The organism is Rhizobium sp. ARZ01, from assembly GCF_014851675.1.
GTDB lineage: Bacteria > Pseudomonadota > Alphaproteobacteria > Rhizobiales > Rhizobiaceae > Mycoplana.
In genome coordinates this window covers 39,779-58,817 of the sequence record NZ_JACVAE010000001.1, presented here as the reverse complement: position 1 = coordinate 58,817, position 19,039 = coordinate 39,779, and the positions used below count along the sequence as shown (strand labels likewise).

Genomic DNA, 19,039 nt, shown 5'->3' with positions numbered 1-19,039 from the left:
GTGTTCCCCTACCCGCTTCTGGCGCTCTCGCTCCTGTTGATGTGGATGACGCTGAACAGCTTCTCGATCGGCCATCTGATCCTCGGCAGCATCATCGCTGTGTTCGCGTCCTGGTCGTTGGCGGCATTGCGTCCGCACAAACCGCGCATCCGCCGCTGGCATCTCATTCCGCAACTCGTCGGCATCGTCCTCTACGATATCATCCGCTCAAATATCGCGGTCGTCTGGATTATTCTCGCAGGCCGGCCCGACAATCACCGCTCGGCTTTCATGACGGTCCATCTCGATCTGAAGGATCCGACGGCGCTGGCCATTCTTTCGGTGATCGTGACGAGTACCCCGGGGACGGCCTGGATCGAATACAATTCGGCCAATGGAACCCTGCTGATGCATATTCTCGACCTCGTCGACGAGGCCGATTGGACCGATCTCGTGAAGAACCGCTATGAAAGGCTGCTGATGGAGATCTTCGAATGAGCGCAGCCATTCTCTACTGGGCGCTGACTGCGGCACACGTGATGCTAGCGATCGCGATGGCGCTTTGCGTGCGGCGAATGATCCGGGGACCTCGGGCACAAGACCGCGTCCTCGCTCTCGATGCGCTTTACGTCGTTTCGATGTTGCTGCTTCTGACCTTCGGGATCGGCAGCGGCAGGACGATCTACTTCGAGGCGGCACTCATCATCGGGGTTCTCGGATTCGTCGCAACCGTAGCGCTGGCCAAATTTCTCATGCGCGGCGAGGTGATCGAGTGAGCCAGGCCGCGGACCTGCCGCTTTGGGCAGCCATCGTTGTTTCCGCCTTCCTTGTCCTCGGTGCAGCGCTGGCGCTGATCGGCACGATCGGTTTTTCACGCCTGCCGACCTTCTATGAACGGCTGCACGCACCTACGCTCGGCACGAGTTGGGGAACCGGAGGCGTCGTCATGGCCTCGATGATTTACTTCACTGTCGTCGGCGGCCGGCCTGTCTTTCACGAGATCCTGATTGGCATTTTCGTGACGGTTACAACGCCAGTCACCCTCATGCTGCTGGCCCAGGCAGCGCTTCATCGCGACCGGGCGGAAGGCGATCCAAACGTTCCCCCCTCAATCAGCGCCGCCCCGTCTGACGAAGGCGCCGACGTCAGTAGCAAGTAACATGCTGGTCGTGCCGTACGATGATTATGTCGTAGACAGGCTGTAGTCGCAGCTTGGCGCGTTCTAATATCCGGCGCAAAATTTCCAACTAGGGTCGCAATCAATGGCAGAGTTTCCGAACAAGGCGAAGGTCGTAATTGTTGGTCTGGGCGGGATCGTCGGCGCGTCGATCGCCCATCACCTGATTGAACGTGGGTGGGACGATATCGTCGGCATCGACAAGTCCGGCATCCCGACCGATATCGGCTCGACCGCGCATGCCTCCGACTTCTGCTACACGACGAGCCACGACTATCTCTCGGTCTGGACCACGCAGTACTCGATCGATTTCTTCGAGAAGATGGGCCACTACGCCCGCATCGGCGGCTTGGAAGTGGCCCGCACCGGCGACGATGTCTGGATGGAAGAAATCAAGCGCAAGCTGACGTCCGCGAAGGCTTTCGGCACGCGCGCCCACTACGTGTCGCCAGCGGAAATCAAGGAACGGTTCCCGCTGATCGAGGAAGATCAGGTGATGGGCGGGATGTTCGATCCCGACGCCGGCCTTGTCATTCCACGCTCGCAGACGGTTGCCGGCAAGCTCGTCGATGCGGGTGAAAAGTCCGGCAAGCTGAAGGTGTTCGGCAACACGCCGGCGACCTCGCTCCTCGTCGAGAACGGCCGCATCAAGGGCGTCGTCACCCATCGCGGTACGATCATGGCCGACCATGTAGTCGTCTGCGCCGGTATCTGGGGCCGCCTGATCGCCGAAATGGTCGGCGAAGACCTGCCGGTCATGCCCGTCGACCACCCGCTGACCTTCTTCGGCCCGTACAACGAATTCGAAGGCACCGGCAAGGAAATCGGCTTCCCGCTTCTGCGCGACCAGGGCAACTCCGCCTACATGCGCGACACGGGCGATCCGAAGACCACCGAAGGCGGCCAGATCGAGTGGGGCTACTACGAGACCAAAAATCCGCGCCTCTGCCACCCGCGCGACATCCTCGAAAAGCACGAGGCGCGCCTTTCGCCCTCGCAGCGCGACCTCGACATGGAACAGATCCTCGAGCCGCTGGAAAAGGCCATCGAACTCACGCCGATCCTCGGCGAACTCGGCTACAACGAAGGCCACTCCTTCAACGGCCTGCTTCAGGTATCGGCTGCCGGCGGCCCGTCCTGCGGCGAGAGCCAGAAGGTGCGCGGCCTCTGGTACTGCGTCGCGATCTGGGTCAAGGACGGCCCGGGCTACGGCAAGCTGATCGCCGACTGGATGACGGACGGCCGCACCGAGATCGACCACAACGGGATCGATTACGCGCGCTTCTACCCGCACCAGCTGGAAGAGAAGTTCATCGAGGGTCGCACTTACGAGGCCGCCCAGAAGATTTACTTCCCGGCGGTTCACACCCGCGAGCCCTACGCCACCGGCCGCAATATCAAGCGCTCACCCTTCTACGAGCGTGAGAAGGAACTCGGCGGCTACTTCATGGAACTCGGTGGCTGGGAGCGCGCGCACGGCTATGCCGCCAACGAGCACCTGCTCGAAAAGTACGGCGACAAGGTTCCGGTGCGCGAGAACGAGTGGGACAGCCGCCACTTCTGGCGCGTCTCCAACGCCGAGCATCTGGCGATGAGCGAGGATTGCGGCATCGTCAACCTCTCGCACTTCCACATGGTGGACATCGAGGGACCGGATCATGTCGAACTGCTCGAATGGCTTTGCGCGGCCAAGATCGGCGGCGATGGCAACATCGGCAAGGGCATCTATACCCACTTCCTCGATGATGAGGGCATGGTGCGCGCCGACTTCACCGTCTTCCGCATGGCCGACCGCTGCCGCCTCGTGAACGGTGCCGATGCCGGCCCGCGCGACTTCCATTACATGAAGCGCGTCGCGCAGGATCGCGGCCTTGACGTCACGATCACCGATACTTCGGAAAAGTACATCACCATCGGCATATGGGGTCCGAATGCCCGCGAGAACCTGAAGAAGGTAGTGGCGGACCCCGCCGGGCTCGACCAGGAAAACTTCGCCTTCGCCGCGATCAAGCAGATCGAGATCGCGGGCAAGCCGGTCACCGCCTTCCGCATTTCCTATGTTGGCGAGCAGGGCTGGGAACTGCACATGAAGTACGAGGACGGCCTTGCCGTCTGGGATGCGTTGCGCGCCACCGGCGTCATGGCCTTCGGCGTCGAGACCTATGCGAACTCGCGCCGCATGGAGAAGAGCCTGCGCCTGCAGAACGCCGACCTTCTCACTCAATATAACCTCATTGAGGCAGATCTTGCCCGTCCGAAGGTCAAGGACGCCGACTTCTGCGGCAAGGCGAAGCATCTGGAGTACAAGGCGCGAGCCCACCAGCCGGCCATGCTTTGCACGCTCGTGATGACGGAGAACACCGACAGACAAGGCGTGAAGCGCTATCCGCTCGGCAACCTGCCGGTCATGGATCCGGAAACCGGCAAGGTGTTGGTCGACGAACTGGGCCGCCGCTCCTACACGACTTCCATCGCCTTCGGCCCGACGATCGGCAAGAACATCGCCCTCGCCTATCTGCCGCATGCCTACTGCCAGGAAGGTCGCAAGCTGAACATCCAGTACTTTGCCGAGACCTACCCGGTCGAGGTGGTCGGCATCGGTTACAAGCCGCTCTACGACCCGGAGAACCTGAAGCCGCGGACCTGATCCACCGGCTGCATTCAGACTTCGATACGTGCCCGTTCCCCAGTGGAGCGGGCACCGTCATTTGTGCCATCAGCGTCGCACGGCCACGATCGAACTAACCTTATACCTCGACAATTGAACCCGGTCCGACTGGTTACCTCCAAACAGGTAAACGTATTGGCGCTTGGTATCGAAGTGATGGAACAGGCTGACATGGAACCTCTGCTTTCCTGTCCGCATGACCACGACGTCTCCCGGCCTTGCGAAGCGGGTCAATACAGGTCTGCCGAAGTTTTTCCATGATACGGCCATGTTGGGATTGGCCGGCGGTTGACGGGAAGACCGCTTGGCGACGTAAGCTAGGAACGCCCCGCACCAGGATGTCCTTCGGGCATTGACCCCAAGGAAGGATATAGAACGCTCATGCATGTTATTGAATTTCGTGGCCATACTGAGCATGTCAGCCTGGGCGGCCGTGGCAAGAATCGTGACAATGACGGCTAGAATAACCCTCATTCTTTTCTCACCATTGCTCAGACCGCGTTGACGATCCAGACCATGATGGTCGCAATGTACATGCCAATCAGGGCATAAATCGGGAGAAATCGGTCCTCATATTTAAGTGGAGCAACGAAGAAGCTGACGCCCTCCGCGCGCCCTTCGATCTGAACTGAAACGTTGATCACGGACTGGATGCGCCTCGGTCAGTCAAGCAAGACAGGACACGCCCGAAGGCCGCCGACTGTCATCTTTTGGTCACGAGCTTCCGCCACCCTGTGGGCGCTCATTTTTTCTTTCGTTGCCTAGGCTCCCAGCAGATGCGTAGATAACGAAATGAAAAAGCTTACACCGAAAGGAACGGCCTCCAACCAGAGTATTTCCACGGAATACAATCGGATAAGTTGCGACATTTTATAGCTTGTATGCTGCAACGCAGCGTGGCAGTCTTGGCATGAACGAAGGAGTTTCGCATGAGCATTCCTTCTAACGGGCAGAACAAAGACGAAGTCTCGTTTCAATACAATCCATTCGGACCCGCGTTCGACTATGCGGTTGATGCAGCGCAGCGAAGCCTCCTCTTTTGGGACGTCATGCGCCAGCGCGGCAACCAGTACCGCGCCCATGTGGCGAAGACCGCACCGCACGTGCTCAGCTACACGCCGGAAATCCTGATCGACGGCCGGACGCTGGAGCGGCCCGTCAACTACGCGCTTGTCCGCATCGTGCCGCCCGAGGGGGTAAAGGTCGATCAGACCCGCCGGCCGTTCGTGGTCGTCGATCCGCGCGCCGGCCATGGACCGGGCATCGGCGGCTTCAAGGCAGACAGCGAGATCGGCGTCGCCCTTCGCGCCGGCCATCCCTGCTACTTCATCGGGTTCCTGCCGGACCCGGCCCCCGGCCAGACGATCGAGGATATTGCCCGCGCGGAAGCCGTCTTCCTCGAAAAAGTGATCGCGCTCCATCCCGATGCGGACGCCAAGCCATGCGTCGTCGGCAACTGCCAGGCGGGCTGGGCGGTGATGATGCTCGCCGCCCTCCGTCCTGAACTGTTCGGGTCGATCATCATTGCCGGATCACCGCTGTCCTATTGGGCGGGCGTGCACGGCAAGTATCCAATGCGCTACAGCGGCGGCCTGCTCGGCGGAAGCTGGCTGACAGCGCTCACCAGCGATCTCGGTCAGGGCAAGTTCGATGGCGCCTGGCTGGTGCAAAATTTCGAGAACCAGAATCCGGCGAACACCTATTGGACCAAGCAATACAACCTCTATTCGAAGATCGACACAGAGGCGCCGCGCTACTTGGGTTTCGAAGAGTGGTGGGGCGGCCACGTCAATCTCAATGCCGAAGAGATCCAATTCATCGTCGATGAGTTGTTCATCGGCAACAATCTCGCGGCCGGCCGCATCAAGACCTCGGACGGATTCACGATTGATCTGCGCGATATCCGTTCGCCGATCGTCGTCTTCTGCTCCAGAGGCGACAACATCACCCCGCCGCAGCAGGCCCTCGACTGGATCCTCGATCTCTACGATGATGTCGACGACATTCGCTCGCACGGCCAGACGATCGTCTACACCATTCACGAGGACATCGGCCATCTTGGAATCTTCGTCTCCGCAGGCGTCGCACGCAAGGAGCACGGCGAGTTTGCCGGGAACATCGACCTGATCGATGCTTTGCCGCCCGGGCTCTACGAGGCGATCTTCGAACCCAAGACCAACGAGACGGCCGGCGTCAATCTCGTCGACGGCGATTGGATCATGCGCTGCGAGGCGCGCACGCTCGACGACATCCGGGCTCTTGGCGGCAATGACGCGGCCGATGACCGCCGCTTTGCCGCTGCGGCACGGGTTTCAGAGATCAATCTGGCCCTCTACCGAACCTTCGTGCAGCCCTGGGTGCGCGAACTCTTGCCGAACGGATTTGGGGAATGGTTGAGTAAGCTCCATCCTTTGCGGCTCCAGTACGAGCTGCTTTCCGACGCCAATCCCATGATGGCGCCCATCGCCGATCTGGCAACGCAGGCTGCGGAAGAGCGCCGGCCGATCCCCTCCGACAACCCATTTCTCGCTCTCGAACAGACCATGTCCCGGCAGATCGTGGCGGGCCTCGACGCCTGGCAGGGATGGGTCGAGGCAGTCTCGGAAGCGACCTTCCTGTCCGTCTACGGCTCGCCGGTCCTTCAGGCCGCCGCAGGCATCGACCCGGCAGATGAGACCGCACAACGCAGGGCGGGCAAGACGGGCCTCCACCGGAGAATGCTGCAGTCTCGGAAGGCGGAATTGAAGGGTCGTATCGACGAAGGCGGATTGCGAGAATGCCTTGCGCGCGGATTACTCTATGTATCCATGGCGCGCGGGGGAGCCGACGAACGCGGTTTTGCCGCTATCCGTCGCCTGCGCAGGGTCGAAGACGGTATGCCGCAGATGTCCTTGGGTGAATTTAAGTCGCTCATCCGCGACCAGTTCCTCATGCTGCTGATCGATGAAGAGGCCACGCTTGCGGCCATCCCGAAATTGCTTCCGGCCGATCCCGACCTGCGCCGCAAGGGCCTTGCTGCCCTCGAAACGATCGTCAAGGCGCGCGGCGAGCTGCCGGAAGAGGCCACGCAGCGCTGGCAAGAAATCACCCGATTGTTCCAGCTCAATGGCGATCCGTCGACGAAACCGACCAAACCGCCAGAGCAAGCAAAGGCGCCGCATGTCAAGGTCGTCAGACGCTAGCACGTTGTCCTTTCAACCGGACACACACCGAATGGAAGGACCGTGCGGAAAATCAAACCGTTGCAGCGCCGCGTATGCCATATGACGCGACGCCACCGGGTGGCTGGACCGCCAGGCCCGGTTGCGCAGATGAAGAGGCAAACGAGAGTGGGGATGGTCACATGGTGGAAAGTAGCAACCCTCAACAGCCCGGCCTGCACGAAAAATACGAGCACCTGATTGCACGGGCGCAACAAGCGCCCTCCGCAAAAACGATCATCGTGCATCCCTGCGACGAGACCTCGCTGCGCGGAGCGATCGAGGCGGCAGAGGCTGAACTGATCGTGCCGATGCTTGTCGGCCCTGCACACAAGATCACCGCCGTGGCCGCGGCCCATGGCCTCGACATCTCGTCGCTTGAGATTGTCGATGTGCCGCACAGCGATGCGGCGGCGGCCAAGGCCGTGGAGCTCATTCGCGAGGCGAAGGGCGAACTTCTGATGAAGGGCAGCCTGCACACGGACGAACTCATGCGTGCCGTCACCGCGTCGGCAACGGGCCTACGCACCGAGCGGCGCATCAGCCATGTCTTCGTCATGGATGTGCCGACCTATTCCGAGACGCTGTTCGTCACGGATGCAGCGATCAACATCGCGCCTGATCTCGATGCCAAGCGGGACATCGTACAGAACGCCATTGACCTCTTCACCCAGGTTGGCCTTGGAACGCCTAGGGTGGCGATCCTCTCCGCCGTCGAGACGGTCACGTCGAAAATCCCCTCCACGATCGATGCCGCCGCCCTCTGCAAGATGGCCGAGCGCGGGCAGATCACTGGCGGGCTTCTGGAGGGCCCACTTGCCTTCGACAATGCGATCGATCCGGAAGCCGCGCGGATCAAGGGCATTTCCTCGCCCGTTGCCGGCCGCGCGCAGATCCTCGTCGTGCCCAATCTGGAGGCCGGAAACATGCTGGCCAAGAACCTGACCTTCATGGTGAGAGCGGATGCCGCGGGTATCGTTCTCGGGGCCCGGGTGCCGATCATCCTCACCTCGCGAGCCGATTCGGTTCGCACCCGGCTCGCCTCCTGCGCAGTCGCGGTCCTGTTGGCGGATGCGCGGCGCCACATTCCTTCCGTCGTGAGCGTGTGAAACTCATGGATACGATTCTTGTCGTCAATGCGGGCTCTTCCAGCCTCAAGTTCGAAGTCTTCGCCATCGCTGATGGCTTGAAGAAGCTGCTTCGTGGGCAGATGGAGGGGATCGGAACAGCGCCGCGTTTGCACATCAAGGGCAGCGACGGCCAGGTGCTGGCGGAAAACGCGCATGCGCCTAACGATGTCCCCGATCTGATCACTGCGATGCGTTTCGTCGGCGCATGGCTGCGCGAACACCACGAGGGCCGCCTCGTTGCCGTGGGTCACCGGGTTGTCCACGGCGGCCCGGACTACGACCGGCCGATCCTGCTCGACGAGGCTGTTCTCACCGATCTTGAACGCCTGGTGCCGCTCGCGCCACTGCACCAGCCCAACAATCTTGCGCCGATCCGCGCCGTGCTGGAACGCCGCCCGGACCTTCCACAGATCGCCTGTTTCGATACGTCGTTCCACAGGGGACACAGCCTGGTGGCGAGCCACTATGCCATTCCCGAGCACTTCTTCGAGGAAGGCGTAAGGCGCTATGGCTTCCACGGCCTTTCCTATGAATATGTCGCAGGCAAACTGCACGACGTGGCGCCGGGGATCGCAAACGGCCGGGTGATCGTAGCCCATCTTGGCAGTGGAGCTTCGATGTGCGCCCTTTTGGGGGGCAAGAGCATCGAAAGCACGCTCGGCTTCACCGCCCTCGACGGCCTGCCCATGGGCACGCGCTGCGGACAGATCGACCCGGGCGTCATTCTTTATCTGCTCCAGCAATTGGGAATGGCTCCAAAAGAGGTGGAAAACCTCCTCTACAAGGACTCCGGCCTCAAGGGTCTTTCCGGCGTCAGCAATGATGTCCGCGCGCTTCTGGCGAGCGACGATCCGCGCGCCGCCTTTGCCCTTGAGCATTTCGTCCACCGCATCGGATTGAACGCCGGGATGCTTGCGGCTGCCCTCGGCGGCCTGGATGCCTTCGTCTTTACCGCGGGCATTGGCGAGAACTCGCCGGTGCTGCGGGCGCGCATTGCCGCCAAACTCGAATGGCTGGGGGCGAAGATCGATCCTGCCCGGAATGCCGCAGGCGAACTGGATATCTCCACACCCGACAGCAAAGTGCGCCTGTACGTCGTTCCAACCGACGAAGAACTGATGATCGCGCGTCACACGCTGGCCCTACTGAATTGAGACCGGCAACCGGCGTTGTCGGTCACCATTCGCCATTTGTATCGAACGGAGAGCGTGCCAATGATTCCTGCGGTCAAGGCAAAGCTGTTGGAAGGCAAGAGAGGGGTGATCGTCGGCATAGCCAACGACCAGTCAATCGCATGGGGTTGCGCCAAGGCATTCCGCGCGCTGGGTGCAGAACTGGCTGTGACCTACCTGAACGACAAGGCCAAACCTTACGTCGAGCCGTTGGCGCGCGAACTGGAGGCGGAGATCGTCATGCCGCTCGACGTCGCCGTCCCAGGGCAGATGGAGGCGATTTTCCAGCGGATCGAGGAACATTGGGGCGAGATCGATTTCGTTGTGCACTCCATCGCATTTTCGCCGAAAGACACGCTGCAGGGGCGCGTCGTCGACGTTCCACGCGATGGCTTTCTCACGACGATGGAGGTTTCCTGCTGGTCCTTCATCCGCATGGCGCATCTGGCCGAGCCGCTGATGAAGCGCGGCGGAACGCTCTTCACCATGACCTACTATGGCAGCCAGATGGTGGTGAAGAACTACAATGTCATGGGTGTCGCCAAGGCCGCGCTGGAAAGTGCGGTTCGCTATATTGCTGCGGAGCTAGGGCCAAAGGGCATTCGCGTACATGCGATCTCACCCGGACCACTCGCCACGCGCGCCGCTTCAGGCATTCCCGAATTCGATGAACTGCTGCACAAGGCGCAGGAAACCGCACCGACCCGCAGCCTGGTGAGCATCGACGACGTCGGCATGGCGACCGCCTTCCTCGCCCATGACGCGGCAAGGCTCATCACCGGCGAGACGCTCTATATCGATGGGGGATATCACATCATCGATTGAATGGGTGTGCAGGGCTGTCGCAATTCAGCGGAGAAACGGCTCTCCTCTCATCGTTTCCGGTACCGGCACGCCAAGCCGCCTGAGGATTGTGGGCGCCAGTTGCAACTGGTCGAGCAGGGTATCCGCCTGCGGCCCGTATCCCGAACCGAAGTAATACAAGGCAAAGTCCTGCATCTCATCATCATGGCCGCCATGATGGCCGCGGTCCGTTTGGCCGTGGTCAGCGGTCACGATCACTTCATAGCCAGCGTCACGCCACCGTGGCAGGTAGGCGGCAAGCATGCCGTCCATAACGTAGACGGCATGATCCATCTCATGGCAGTCGTGGCCAAAACGATGCCCCATCGAGTCCAACGTGCACGTGTGCAGTATGCCGTAGTCGATATCAAAGCGCTTTGCCAAAAAGGTCAGCGTTGCGAAGAGATCCACGTCGCTGGGCGTCGCCAGATTGTTTCGATTGGCGCCCGTCATGGTGTGGAATCGCCCGTGGGTGATGGGACCGCCAGGTTCGTCGTACTCCAGGTCGTCGACGAGGTCGAATGGGTAGGATCGAAAGAATTCCGACCAGTAGGAATGGGTCACCGCTCCCGTCTTGCCACCAGCTTTGGTGACCTCGGAGAAGATGTCGGGCTGCCGAACACGGAACCGATTCTCGTTCGAGAGGATGCCGTGCACCTGGGGCGAAACGCCGGTGTGGATCGAAGCATAGCAGGATGCAGAAGTCGAAGGTAACACCGACCGCATCTTCCAGACCTTCGCTTCGCCCGATCGCACCCAGCCTTCGAGATTTCCCATCAAACGACGCCAATTCTTGTAGGGCACGCCGTCGAGGATAATGAGCAACAGCTTGGACTTGAGGGGCATCGATGTCTCCGTAAGAGCGGCGCAGAAATGGGGGCATTGCGCGGCTTTCTACGCGCAATGCCGTTGTTCCGATGTTGTTGTCAGTGATCGTCAGGCGTTTACCCAGCACTCCGAAAGCGCGTAGCCATCCATCAATTCGCCATTTGGATTCTTGATGTAGCCGCCGACCTTGGTGCTGGCGACCGCATCGATTGTTTGGTTGAAGATCGGTACGATCAGGCCGCCCTCATCACGCATCAGCACCGCCATGTCGTGATAGATCACCTTCCGCTTTGCTTCATCAAGTTCCGCGCGAGCGGCGAATAGCATCTTGTCGAACGCCGGGTTCTTGAACCGCGTGTCGTTCCAGTCCGCTGTTGAGAGATACCCTGTGGAGTACATCTGACCCTGGGTGGCGCGGCCGCCCCAATAGGACAGCGAGAATGGCTGCTTGTTCCAGACCTGGGACCAATACCCATCACCTGGCTCGCGCCTGATCTCGATCGTGATTCCGGCTTTGGCAGCGCTTTGCTGATAGAGTTGAGCCGCATCGACAGCACCTGGAAAGGCGACGTCGGAGGTCCGCAGCAGAATGGATCCCGAGTGGCCCGACTTCTTGTAGAACTCCGCCGCCTTTTCCGGGTCAAACTTGCGCTGCTCGATGCCCTCAGGGAACAACGGATAGACGTTGTTGATCGGGAAGTCGTTGCCGACAGTGCCGTACCCCTGCATGATTTTATCGAGGATCTCGTCGCGATCCATGGCGAGCTTGAGTGCCATTCGAAGGTCATTGTTATCGAATGGCGCGGTGTCGCAGAACATGTTGAAGGGGTAGTAGCCCTTGCCGTCGACGTTCTCGATCGTGACGCCGGGAACGCGTTTGACCATGTCCACGACCTTGGGCTCCACCCGATTGATCATGTGCACCTGCCCACCTTGCAGCGCTACCAGCCGTGCCGTCGCGTCATTGATGACGATGATCTCGATCTGGTCGGCATGGGCCGCCTTGTCGGCCTGCCAATAGTTGGCAAACCTTTCCCCACCGTGCCGCACGCCCGGCTCATTGACGGTAACCTTGTAGGGACCGGCGCCGATACCGGCATTCGGATCGTCCTTACCTCCATTCGGCTGGATGATCAGATGGTAGTCAGTCATCAGGTAGGGGAAATCGGCATCCGCCTCGGCCAGGGTGACGATGACTTCCTTGCCGCTCGCCTTGATACCCTTGATGTTCCTGAGGATTCCAAGCGCACCCGACTTTGCCTTCTCATCGGCGTGACGCTCGATCGTGGCGGCGACATCCTCGGCCGTGACCGTCTTGCCATTGTGGAACTCGATCCCGTCACGGATCTTGATCGTCCAGGTCTTGGCATCAGCCGAAGAGCCGATCTCTTCAGCGATCAGATATCGCAATCCGCGTTCCGGCGTCAGACGGACCAGGTATTCACCCCACTGCTTGCCGAAGAGATACGAGACCTGGCTCAGGCTAAGCGCGGGATCAAGGCTGTTGGTTGATTCACCGCCCTGCAGGCCCGCCCTGAGAAGGCCGCCCTTCACCGGCGTCTGCGCGAAGGCCTTCCCCGCGAGCGTTGAGGCGATTGCGGCGGACACGCCGAGCGCAGCGGCCCGGCCAAGAAAAGCCCGCCGTGAGATATGGCCCCGGGCGGCGGCATCTGCGAGAAAATCAAGTTCTGTTTTCATTTTTCCCCTCTCTCCTTTTTGTCAATGCTTCCAGATTCGATTTACAATCCTTGTTAGCTCCCCAAGGTTCATCGAAGCCGCTTGCCGTCACTGTCGAAAATCAGCGCATCACCGGACGTGAAGGCGAGCCGCACCGTGTCTTGCGGGTGCGTTTCTCGGAAGCCTTTTCGCTCGACGAGCAGTTTTTCCCCGGTCGACAGGCACCCATGCCAGACCGATGTTCCACCGAGGTTCTCGACGACATCGACGGTCATCACGAGGTGCGCCTCGCCGGCTCCGTTCGCGTCGAAGTGCTCCGGCCTCAAGCCCACGATCACCTTGGTTCCCTTGGGGAGCTTCGCCTCGATGGCCGGCTTGAAGGTGCAGTTGCCGACTGTCAGCAGGCCGCGCGCATCGGCGCGCGCCTCCAGAAGATTGATCCTCGGCGATCCGATGAAGCCTGCCACGAAGACGTTGTCCGGATTGTTGTAGAGGTCCAGGGGTGAGCCGATCTGCTCGATCCGCCCCGCCCGCAGCACCACGATCTTGTCCGCCAGGGTCATTGCTTCGACCTGGTCGTGGGTGACGTAGATCATCGTCGTCTTGAGTGTCCGGTAGAGCTTCGCGATCTCCACGCGCATCTGGACGCGAAGCTCGGCATCAAGGTTCGACAGCGGTTCGTCGAACAGGAAGGCCTTCGGGTTTCGGACGATCGCGCGGCCGATTGCGACGCGCTGGCGCTGACCGCCCGACAATTGCGCAGGTTTTCGCCCGAGAAGCGGCTGAAGCTGCAGGATTGCGGCGGCCTCATCGACACGCCTGGCGATCTCGGCTTTCGGCGTGCCGGTCATGAGAAGCCCGAAGCCCATGTTTTGCGCGACGGTCATGTGCGGATAGAGCGCGTAGGACTGGAAGACCATCGCGATCTCGCGGTCGCCGGGGTCGACCTTGTTGACGATCCTCCCGTCGATGCGGATTTCGCCGCCGCTAATCTCCTCAAGCCCAGCAATCATCCGAAGCAACGTCGACTTCCCGCAGCCCGAAGGTCCGACGAACACGCAAAATTGCCCGGGTTCGATCGAGAGATCGATGCCGTGGATGATATCGAGCTTGCCGAACGATTTGCGTACCGATCTAAGTTCAATTCCGCTCAAGCAGCCTTCCTCCCTCTCCGGCTCGCGCCCGTCATCCTGCTTTGTGCTTTGGCGCCGCGGCGCCATAGGCAAGCCACTCGAGATCCTCCGGCGAAAGGGCGATGTCGAGTGCCTCGAGGCTATCATCGAGTTCCCCCAGGGTGCGGGGGCCGATCAGCGGGAATGAGGGAAAGGGCTGGGCGAGGACATAGGCCAGCGCGACGTGGATTGGGCGCTTGCCGAGGCGCCGGGCAAGTTCGATGGCGCGATCGCGGCGCTCGAAATTTCCTTCCGAGTACCAGGCGCGCACAAGCTCCGCGTTGTCGCGCTTGTCGCGGCCGGCGCGCTCGGTAAAGAAGCCGCGGCCCTGACTTGACCAGGCAAAGTTCGGCATTTGACGAGCGGTCAGCCAAGCCCTTGACGCCTCGTCCGAGGAAGCGACGCAGCCATCCCACAGCGGCACCAGCATCTCGGCCAGCGAAAAATTGTTGGACAGGACGCCAGGCAACTGCCTGCCGTTCTTTTGCGCATAGGCGATGGCGTCTTCCATGCGTTCACGAGTCCAGTTCGACCCGCCGAACGGTCCCCGGATGCGGCCCGCCCGAACCTCCGCGTCCATGGCGTCGACAAACTCTCCGACGGGCACCGCCGGGTTGTCCCGGTGCATGAAATAGATGTCGACATGGTCGGTCTGCAGGCGCTCAAGCGACACGGCCAACTGCTTGCCTATGGCTTCTGGTGTGCAGAAAGGCGTGTGGGCGCCCTTGCCAATCAGGACGACATCGTCACGCACGCCGCGATTGCGCTGCCACTGGCCAAACAGCGCTTCCGGCACGCCCTGGGCATAGTGAAACGCCGTATCGAAAAGGTTGCCGCCTTGCTCGAAGAAGGCATCGAGCAGAATGCTTGCCGAGGAGAAGGTACGGAAATCCTCAAAGCCGAGCGCGACCACAGATGCAGGACGCGCCAGGCCGTGCAAAGCCTTTTTTGGAATGCGCTTCAAGCGCGCCTCGAGCTTTCGTCCGGAAAGGGTCGTGGTGCGATTTTCCGGCTTTTCGACGCTGAACTCGAGCCCGGCGGCCGCGCGCCATTTGTCCATGACGCGAAGGTTGCCGAGACTGTCGGCCCAGCTCATTCCGGGCCAGGAGAACTCCTGGAGCCCTTCCTGTATGGCCCGCCCGGCCGCGTCGACCTCGAATGCATAGAGCCAGCCCTTCTCCTCTACGGCAATCGTTTCGCTGCCCCCGTCGGATGGCAGGACCCTGATGTTGCCGACGCCGCCTTCCTTGCCGCTCGCGAACCAGAAACTATCGACCTCGATCCGCCCGCGGCTGCCGAATATGCGCAGGACGTTGTCCTGAGCGACGGAAACTGAGCACGACACTTCGGCAATGATGCCGTTGTCGAAATGCAAAACGGCCGATGCCCATTCGTCGACGCCGGTCTGCCCCAGATGGGCGCTGCCGGTGACCGATTGCGGATCGAGAAACGGCTTGCCAGCGGTCGCTCCGGCAATGAGCCTGGCCATCGAGATCGGATAGCCTCCGACATCCATGATGCCGCCGCCGGCGAGCGCGCTGGAATAGAGACGGTGTTCTGGCAGGACGGAGGGCATGGCAAAGCCGAAGCTGGATTTGATCAGCTGCACCTCACCAATCGTCCCCTCTGCGACCAGTTCTGCCAACCGGCGCGTCTGCGGATGCAGGCGGTACATATAGGCTTCACCCAGGAATTTTCCGGTCCTGCGCGCTACATGCATCATGGCGTCGGCTTCGAAGGCCGTCAGCCCCATGGGTTTTTCAACCAGCACATGCTTGCCGGCCTCCAGCGCCTTGATCGCCCATTCCGCATGCGACGGGTGCGGGGTCGAAATATAGACGGCGTCGACGGTGTCATCGGTCAGCAGCGCGGCATAGCCGTCGTGGATGCGGGCTCCGGGGAAAGCATCGGCAAGCCCGGGCTTGCCGGGATTGCGGGCGCCGATCGCGACCAGTGTTCCGGTTTCCGAATGCGCGATACCAGCGGCAAAGGCTTTGGCGATGTTACCGGGGCCGATGATCCCCCAGCGGATTTTCTGCAAGCTCGTCATATTGGCTCCAAGGACCCGTTTCAGCCTTTCGTCGCGCCGAAGGTAAGGCCGGCGATGAAATGGCGTTGCATGAGAAAGAACATGATGACCGGCGGCAGTGCGGCTATCAGTGAGGCTGCCGAGATCAGGTTCCAGACGGCCACCCATTGGCCGTTGAGGGAGTAGAGGCCGACCGTCACCGGCAGCGCGTGGCTGCCCTGGGCCAGCACGAGCCCCCAGAAGTAGTCGTTCCAGACGAAGGTGAAGACGAGAACGGCGAGCGCCGCGATGGCGGGACGCATCAGCGGCAGCACGATGTGCCAGAAGATGCGGAACTCCGAGACACCTTCGACACGCGCCGACTCGATCAGCTCGAAAGGCATGGCCTTGATGAAATTGCGCATGAAGAGCGTGCAGAAGCCGGTCTGGAAGGCGACATGGAAGGCGATCAAGCCGCCGATCGTGTCATACATTCCAAGCTTCAGCGTCAGCTCGCGAACCGGCACCATCAGGATCTGGAACGGCACGAAATTGCCGGCAACAAACAGGAAGAAGATCAGCAGGCGTGATCTGAAATCGTAGACCGCGAGCGCAAAACCGGCCAGCAACGACAGTGCAAGCGCACCCACGACGGTGGGGATGGTGACCTTGAACGAGTTGAGAATGTACTGGCCGATCGGCGAGTTCTGGAAGACTGTCGCATAGTTGCCGAATGCCAGGTGGGACGGCCAGCCGAAATAGTTTCCGGCGGCCAGGTCACCGGCGGGTTTCAGGGATGTGAGGGCGACGCCAATGAGCGGCAGGAGCCAAATGAAAAGCACGGCAGGAACGGCAATGGCGTAGCGCCATTGAACGAATGTCGAGCGGTGCTGGACGGGTGTCGGGAACATCCTAGCCGCCCGCCTTTTCGTCGCGCATCATCCGCCAGACGAAACCGGAAATGAACGCCATCATGATGAGGAACAGGATGACGGCGATCGCCGCGCCATAGCCCATGCGGAAGCCGTATTCCGACAGCGCCTGCTCATACATGAAATACGACAGCACGGTGCTGGCTCCATAGGGACCGCCTTTGGTCATGATGGAGACCAGGTCGAAGGAGCGTAGCGCGCCGATGATGGTGACGACGACCGCAATGAAAGTCGCCGGCATCAGTTGCGGCAGCACGATGTGCCAAAGCATGCGCCAGCCCTTCGCGCCGTCGAGGCGGCCTGCCTCGATCTGTTCCTTCGAGACGTTGTTGAGCGCCGCAAGGTAGAGGATCATGCAATAGGCGATCTGAGGCCACAGCCCGGCAGCGATGATGCCGTAGGTGACGTAGCGCTCGTCGGCCAGGATCGCCACTTCTCCGCCGGTCACGGCAAGGATGAGGCGGTAAAGCAGGCCGAAATCAGGAGCGTAGAACCACGAGAACATCAGTCCGACCACGACCTGGCTTATGACGAACGGAAAGAAGAAAAGAGACTTGTAGATACGGATGCCGAGGATCGTCTGATTGAGAAAGATCGCGAGGAACAGGCCGGCCGGCAGCGCGAGGAAGTACAGGGCCAGCCACAGAAAATTGTTCCGGAGCGCCGTGTAGAAGACGTCGTCGTCGAACAGCTCGGCATAGTTGCCGAGCCCGATCCACGTTTTGGCTCCGATACCGTCCCAGTCGTAGAACGAAATCCAGATGGATTGGAAAATCGGCGCGATCACATAGACGGCGAACATGATGCAGCCGGGGGCCAGGAAGGCCCAAGGCGCCAGCTTGCGCTGGTTTTTCTTCCACCAACCCGACACCGGCGATATGGCCGATCTCCGGTCGTTTACGGCTGTGCGTGAGGAAGGGAGCGGCTGTTCCGCCGCTCCCAGGGGCGCATTGCTATTCATAGACGCGCCCGCGCACCTTTTCGAGACGTTCCAGGATCGCATCGAGCCGGTCAGGCTTGACCATGAATTCCTGGAACCCTTCCATGCCGGCCTTGGCCATGTCGGCCGGCGCATCGCGATCGTAAAATTGCGCCAACCCATGCGCGGTGGACAAGAGTTCGAACCCCGCGTTCAGATAGACGTCGTCGGGGCGCGCAGCCTTGCTGTTCACCGGAAGCTGGCCGAGAATGGCATTGGCTTCGGCCTGAACCTCCGGTTGCGCCAGATAGGCCAGGAACTTCTTGGCCTCTTCCTTGTTCTTGGCGCCCGAGGGGATGTGGATCGTGTTGGTCGGCGCGTCTTCCGAGCGCGGCACACCGGGTGTGATCTCGGGAAAGGCCGCAAAGCCGAGCTGCTCTTCCGTCAACCCGCCTTCCTTCAGGTTGGCGACGGCGAAATTGCCCATCAGATACATGCCCGCCTTGCCCTGGACGACCAGCGGAATGGCATCCTGCCAGTCGAGCGCGGCGTGGTTGTCGATGAAGTATCCAGGCTTCACCAGTTCCGCCCACTTCTCGAACACCGCTTTCACCTTCGGATCCGTGTAGGCGACGCGTCCGTCCGTCAGGTCCATGTGGAATTCGTAGCCGTTGACACGGAGGTTCAGATAGTCGAACCAGCCGGCCGTCGGCCACAGCGCCTTCGTACCGATCGCGAAGGGCTTGATGCCCGCGGCATTCAGCTTCTCGCTCACGGCCTTCAGCTCATCCCAGGTTTTCGGCGGCGTGAGACCGTGTTCGGCAAAGATGTCCTTCCGATAGTAAATGCCCCACTGGTAGTAGGTGAAGGGCATGCCCCACTTCTTGCCGTCGATGGTCATCGACGAGGCCGCGGATTTCAGTGATTCATCGAGCCCGTTGGCGGCCCAGACATCATCGACCGGCTCGAACAGGCCAGCCTTGACGAAGGGCGCCATCCGATTGCCCGCAAACCAGTTGACGAGATCGGGCGCATCTGCGGTCAGAAAGTTGCGGATCGCGGACTTGTATCCCTCGTTGTCGAAGTAATTGACCTTTACCGTTATTCCGGGATTGGCCTTCTGGAAACCATCGACAATGTGCTCCAGCGCCTTCTTGGATTGCGGCCAGGACATGTCCGAATTGAATACTATCTCCCCTGCCGATGCGCTCGTTGCGAACATGATCGCAGCAGTACCTAATGTTGCGGTGTATGAGAGCCTCATCTCGAAGTCGTCCTCCTCCGACGTTTCACTTTCAAGGATTGTGTTCTCAAAGCCCGTTGCACATCTCCCG

Annotated in this window: 17 protein-coding genes; 8 read left to right on the top strand and 9 right to left on the bottom strand. The window is 60.7% G+C overall.

Features of this window, described 5'->3' with window-relative positions; genetic code table 11:
- The 4 genes from IB238_RS00245 (at position 1) to IB238_RS00230 (ending at position 3,803) form a co-directional block, all read left to right on the top strand.
- Positions 1-477 carry a Na+/H+ antiporter subunit E gene (locus tag IB238_RS00245; RefSeq protein WP_192247225.1) on the top strand — a complete coding sequence of 159 codons (477 nt, stop codon included), beginning with the start codon at positions 1-3 and terminating at the stop codon, positions 475-477.
- Positions 474-755: a K+/H+ antiporter subunit F gene (locus IB238_RS00240; RefSeq protein WP_192242311.1), complete on the top strand. Its 282-nt coding sequence runs from the start codon at positions 474-476 to the stop codon at positions 753-755. The genes IB238_RS00245 and IB238_RS00240 overlap by 4 nt, the downstream gene beginning before the upstream one ends.
- Entirely contained in the window at positions 752-1,138 is a 387-nt protein-coding gene (mnhG, locus tag IB238_RS00235; RefSeq protein WP_192242310.1) for a monovalent cation/H(+) antiporter subunit G, read from the top strand. Before IB238_RS00240 ends, mnhG begins: the two co-directional genes overlap by 4 nt.
- A 103-nt stretch (positions 1,139-1,241) precedes the next feature.
- A complete protein-coding gene (locus IB238_RS00230) occupies positions 1,242-3,803 on the top strand; it encodes an FAD-dependent oxidoreductase (protein ID WP_192242309.1) in 2,562 nt (853 codons plus the stop codon).
- 69 nt (positions 3,804-3,872) lie between these two features.
- On the opposite strand, the gene IB238_RS00225 is transcribed toward IB238_RS00230, so the two are convergent.
- Positions 3,873-4,298 carry a TIGR02594 family protein gene (locus tag IB238_RS00225; RefSeq protein ID WP_192242308.1) on the bottom strand — a complete coding sequence of 142 codons (426 nt, stop codon included), beginning with the start codon at positions 4,296-4,298 and terminating at the stop codon, positions 3,873-3,875.
- A 17-nt stretch (positions 4,299-4,315) separates the two neighbouring features.
- On the bottom strand, positions 4,316-4,468 hold the full coding sequence (locus IB238_RS00220; protein ID WP_192242307.1) for a hypothetical protein: 153 nt from the start codon (positions 4,466-4,468) through the stop codon (positions 4,316-4,318).
- Between the two features lie 285 nt (positions 4,469-4,753).
- Between IB238_RS00220 and IB238_RS00215 the strand changes: the two genes are divergently transcribed.
- From IB238_RS00215 to fabI, 4 genes are all read left to right on the top strand, one after another.
- The gene (locus IB238_RS00215; RefSeq protein WP_192242306.1) at positions 4,754-7,006 is read left to right on the top strand and encodes a DUF3141 domain-containing protein; all 2,253 of its coding nucleotides are present in this window, start codon (positions 4,754-4,756) and stop codon (positions 7,004-7,006) included.
- 161 nt (positions 7,007-7,167) lie between these two features.
- On the top strand, positions 7,168-8,133 hold the full coding sequence (locus tag IB238_RS00210; protein ID WP_192242305.1) for a phosphate acetyltransferase: 966 nt from the start codon (positions 7,168-7,170) through the stop codon (positions 8,131-8,133).
- 5 nt (positions 8,134-8,138) lie between these two features.
- A complete protein-coding gene (locus tag IB238_RS00205) occupies positions 8,139-9,308 on the top strand; it encodes an acetate kinase (RefSeq protein WP_192242304.1) in 1,170 nt (389 codons plus the stop codon).
- Between the two features lie 60 nt (positions 9,309-9,368).
- Positions 9,369-10,151, top strand: a complete 783-nt coding sequence (fabI, locus tag IB238_RS00200) for an enoyl-ACP reductase FabI (RefSeq protein ID WP_192242303.1) — start codon at positions 9,369-9,371, stop codon at positions 10,149-10,151.
- Positions 10,152-10,175: 24 nt separating this feature from the next.
- Here fabI and IB238_RS00195 read toward each other — a convergent pair whose 3' ends face one another.
- The 7 genes from IB238_RS00195 to IB238_RS00165 form a co-directional block, all read right to left on the bottom strand.
- Positions 10,176-11,015 carry an alkaline phosphatase family protein gene (locus IB238_RS00195; RefSeq protein ID WP_192242302.1) on the bottom strand — a complete coding sequence of 280 codons (840 nt, stop codon included), beginning with the start codon at positions 11,013-11,015 and terminating at the stop codon, positions 10,176-10,178.
- Positions 11,016-11,105: 90 nt separating this feature from the next.
- A complete protein-coding gene (locus IB238_RS00190; protein ID WP_192242301.1) occupies positions 11,106-12,695 on the bottom strand; it encodes an ABC transporter substrate-binding protein in 1,590 nt (529 codons plus the stop codon).
- 68 nt (positions 12,696-12,763) lie between these two features.
- Positions 12,764-13,828 carry a sn-glycerol-3-phosphate ABC transporter ATP-binding protein UgpC gene (gene ugpC, locus IB238_RS00185; protein ID WP_246723455.1) on the bottom strand — a complete coding sequence of 355 codons (1,065 nt, stop codon included), beginning with the start codon at positions 13,826-13,828 and terminating at the stop codon, positions 12,764-12,766.
- Positions 13,829-13,859: 31 nt separating this feature from the next.
- Complete coding sequence (locus IB238_RS00180; RefSeq protein WP_192242299.1) at positions 13,860-15,896, bottom strand: aldo/keto reductase; 2,037 nt, start codon at positions 15,894-15,896, stop codon at positions 13,860-13,862.
- 20 nt (positions 15,897-15,916) lie between these two features.
- The gene (locus tag IB238_RS00175) at positions 15,917-16,765 is read right to left on the bottom strand and encodes a carbohydrate ABC transporter permease (RefSeq protein WP_192242298.1); all 849 of its coding nucleotides are present in this window, start codon (positions 16,763-16,765) and stop codon (positions 15,917-15,919) included.
- A gap of 1 nt (position 16,766) precedes the next feature.
- Positions 16,767-17,747, bottom strand: a complete 981-nt coding sequence (locus IB238_RS00170) for a sugar ABC transporter permease (RefSeq protein ID WP_192242297.1) — start codon at positions 17,745-17,747, stop codon at positions 16,767-16,769.
- On the bottom strand, positions 17,740-18,969 hold the full coding sequence (locus IB238_RS00165) for an extracellular solute-binding protein (RefSeq protein ID WP_192242296.1): 1,230 nt from the start codon (positions 18,967-18,969) through the stop codon (positions 17,740-17,742). The genes IB238_RS00170 and IB238_RS00165 overlap by 8 nt, the downstream gene beginning before the upstream one ends.
- Positions 18,970-19,039: the final 70 nt, after the last annotated feature.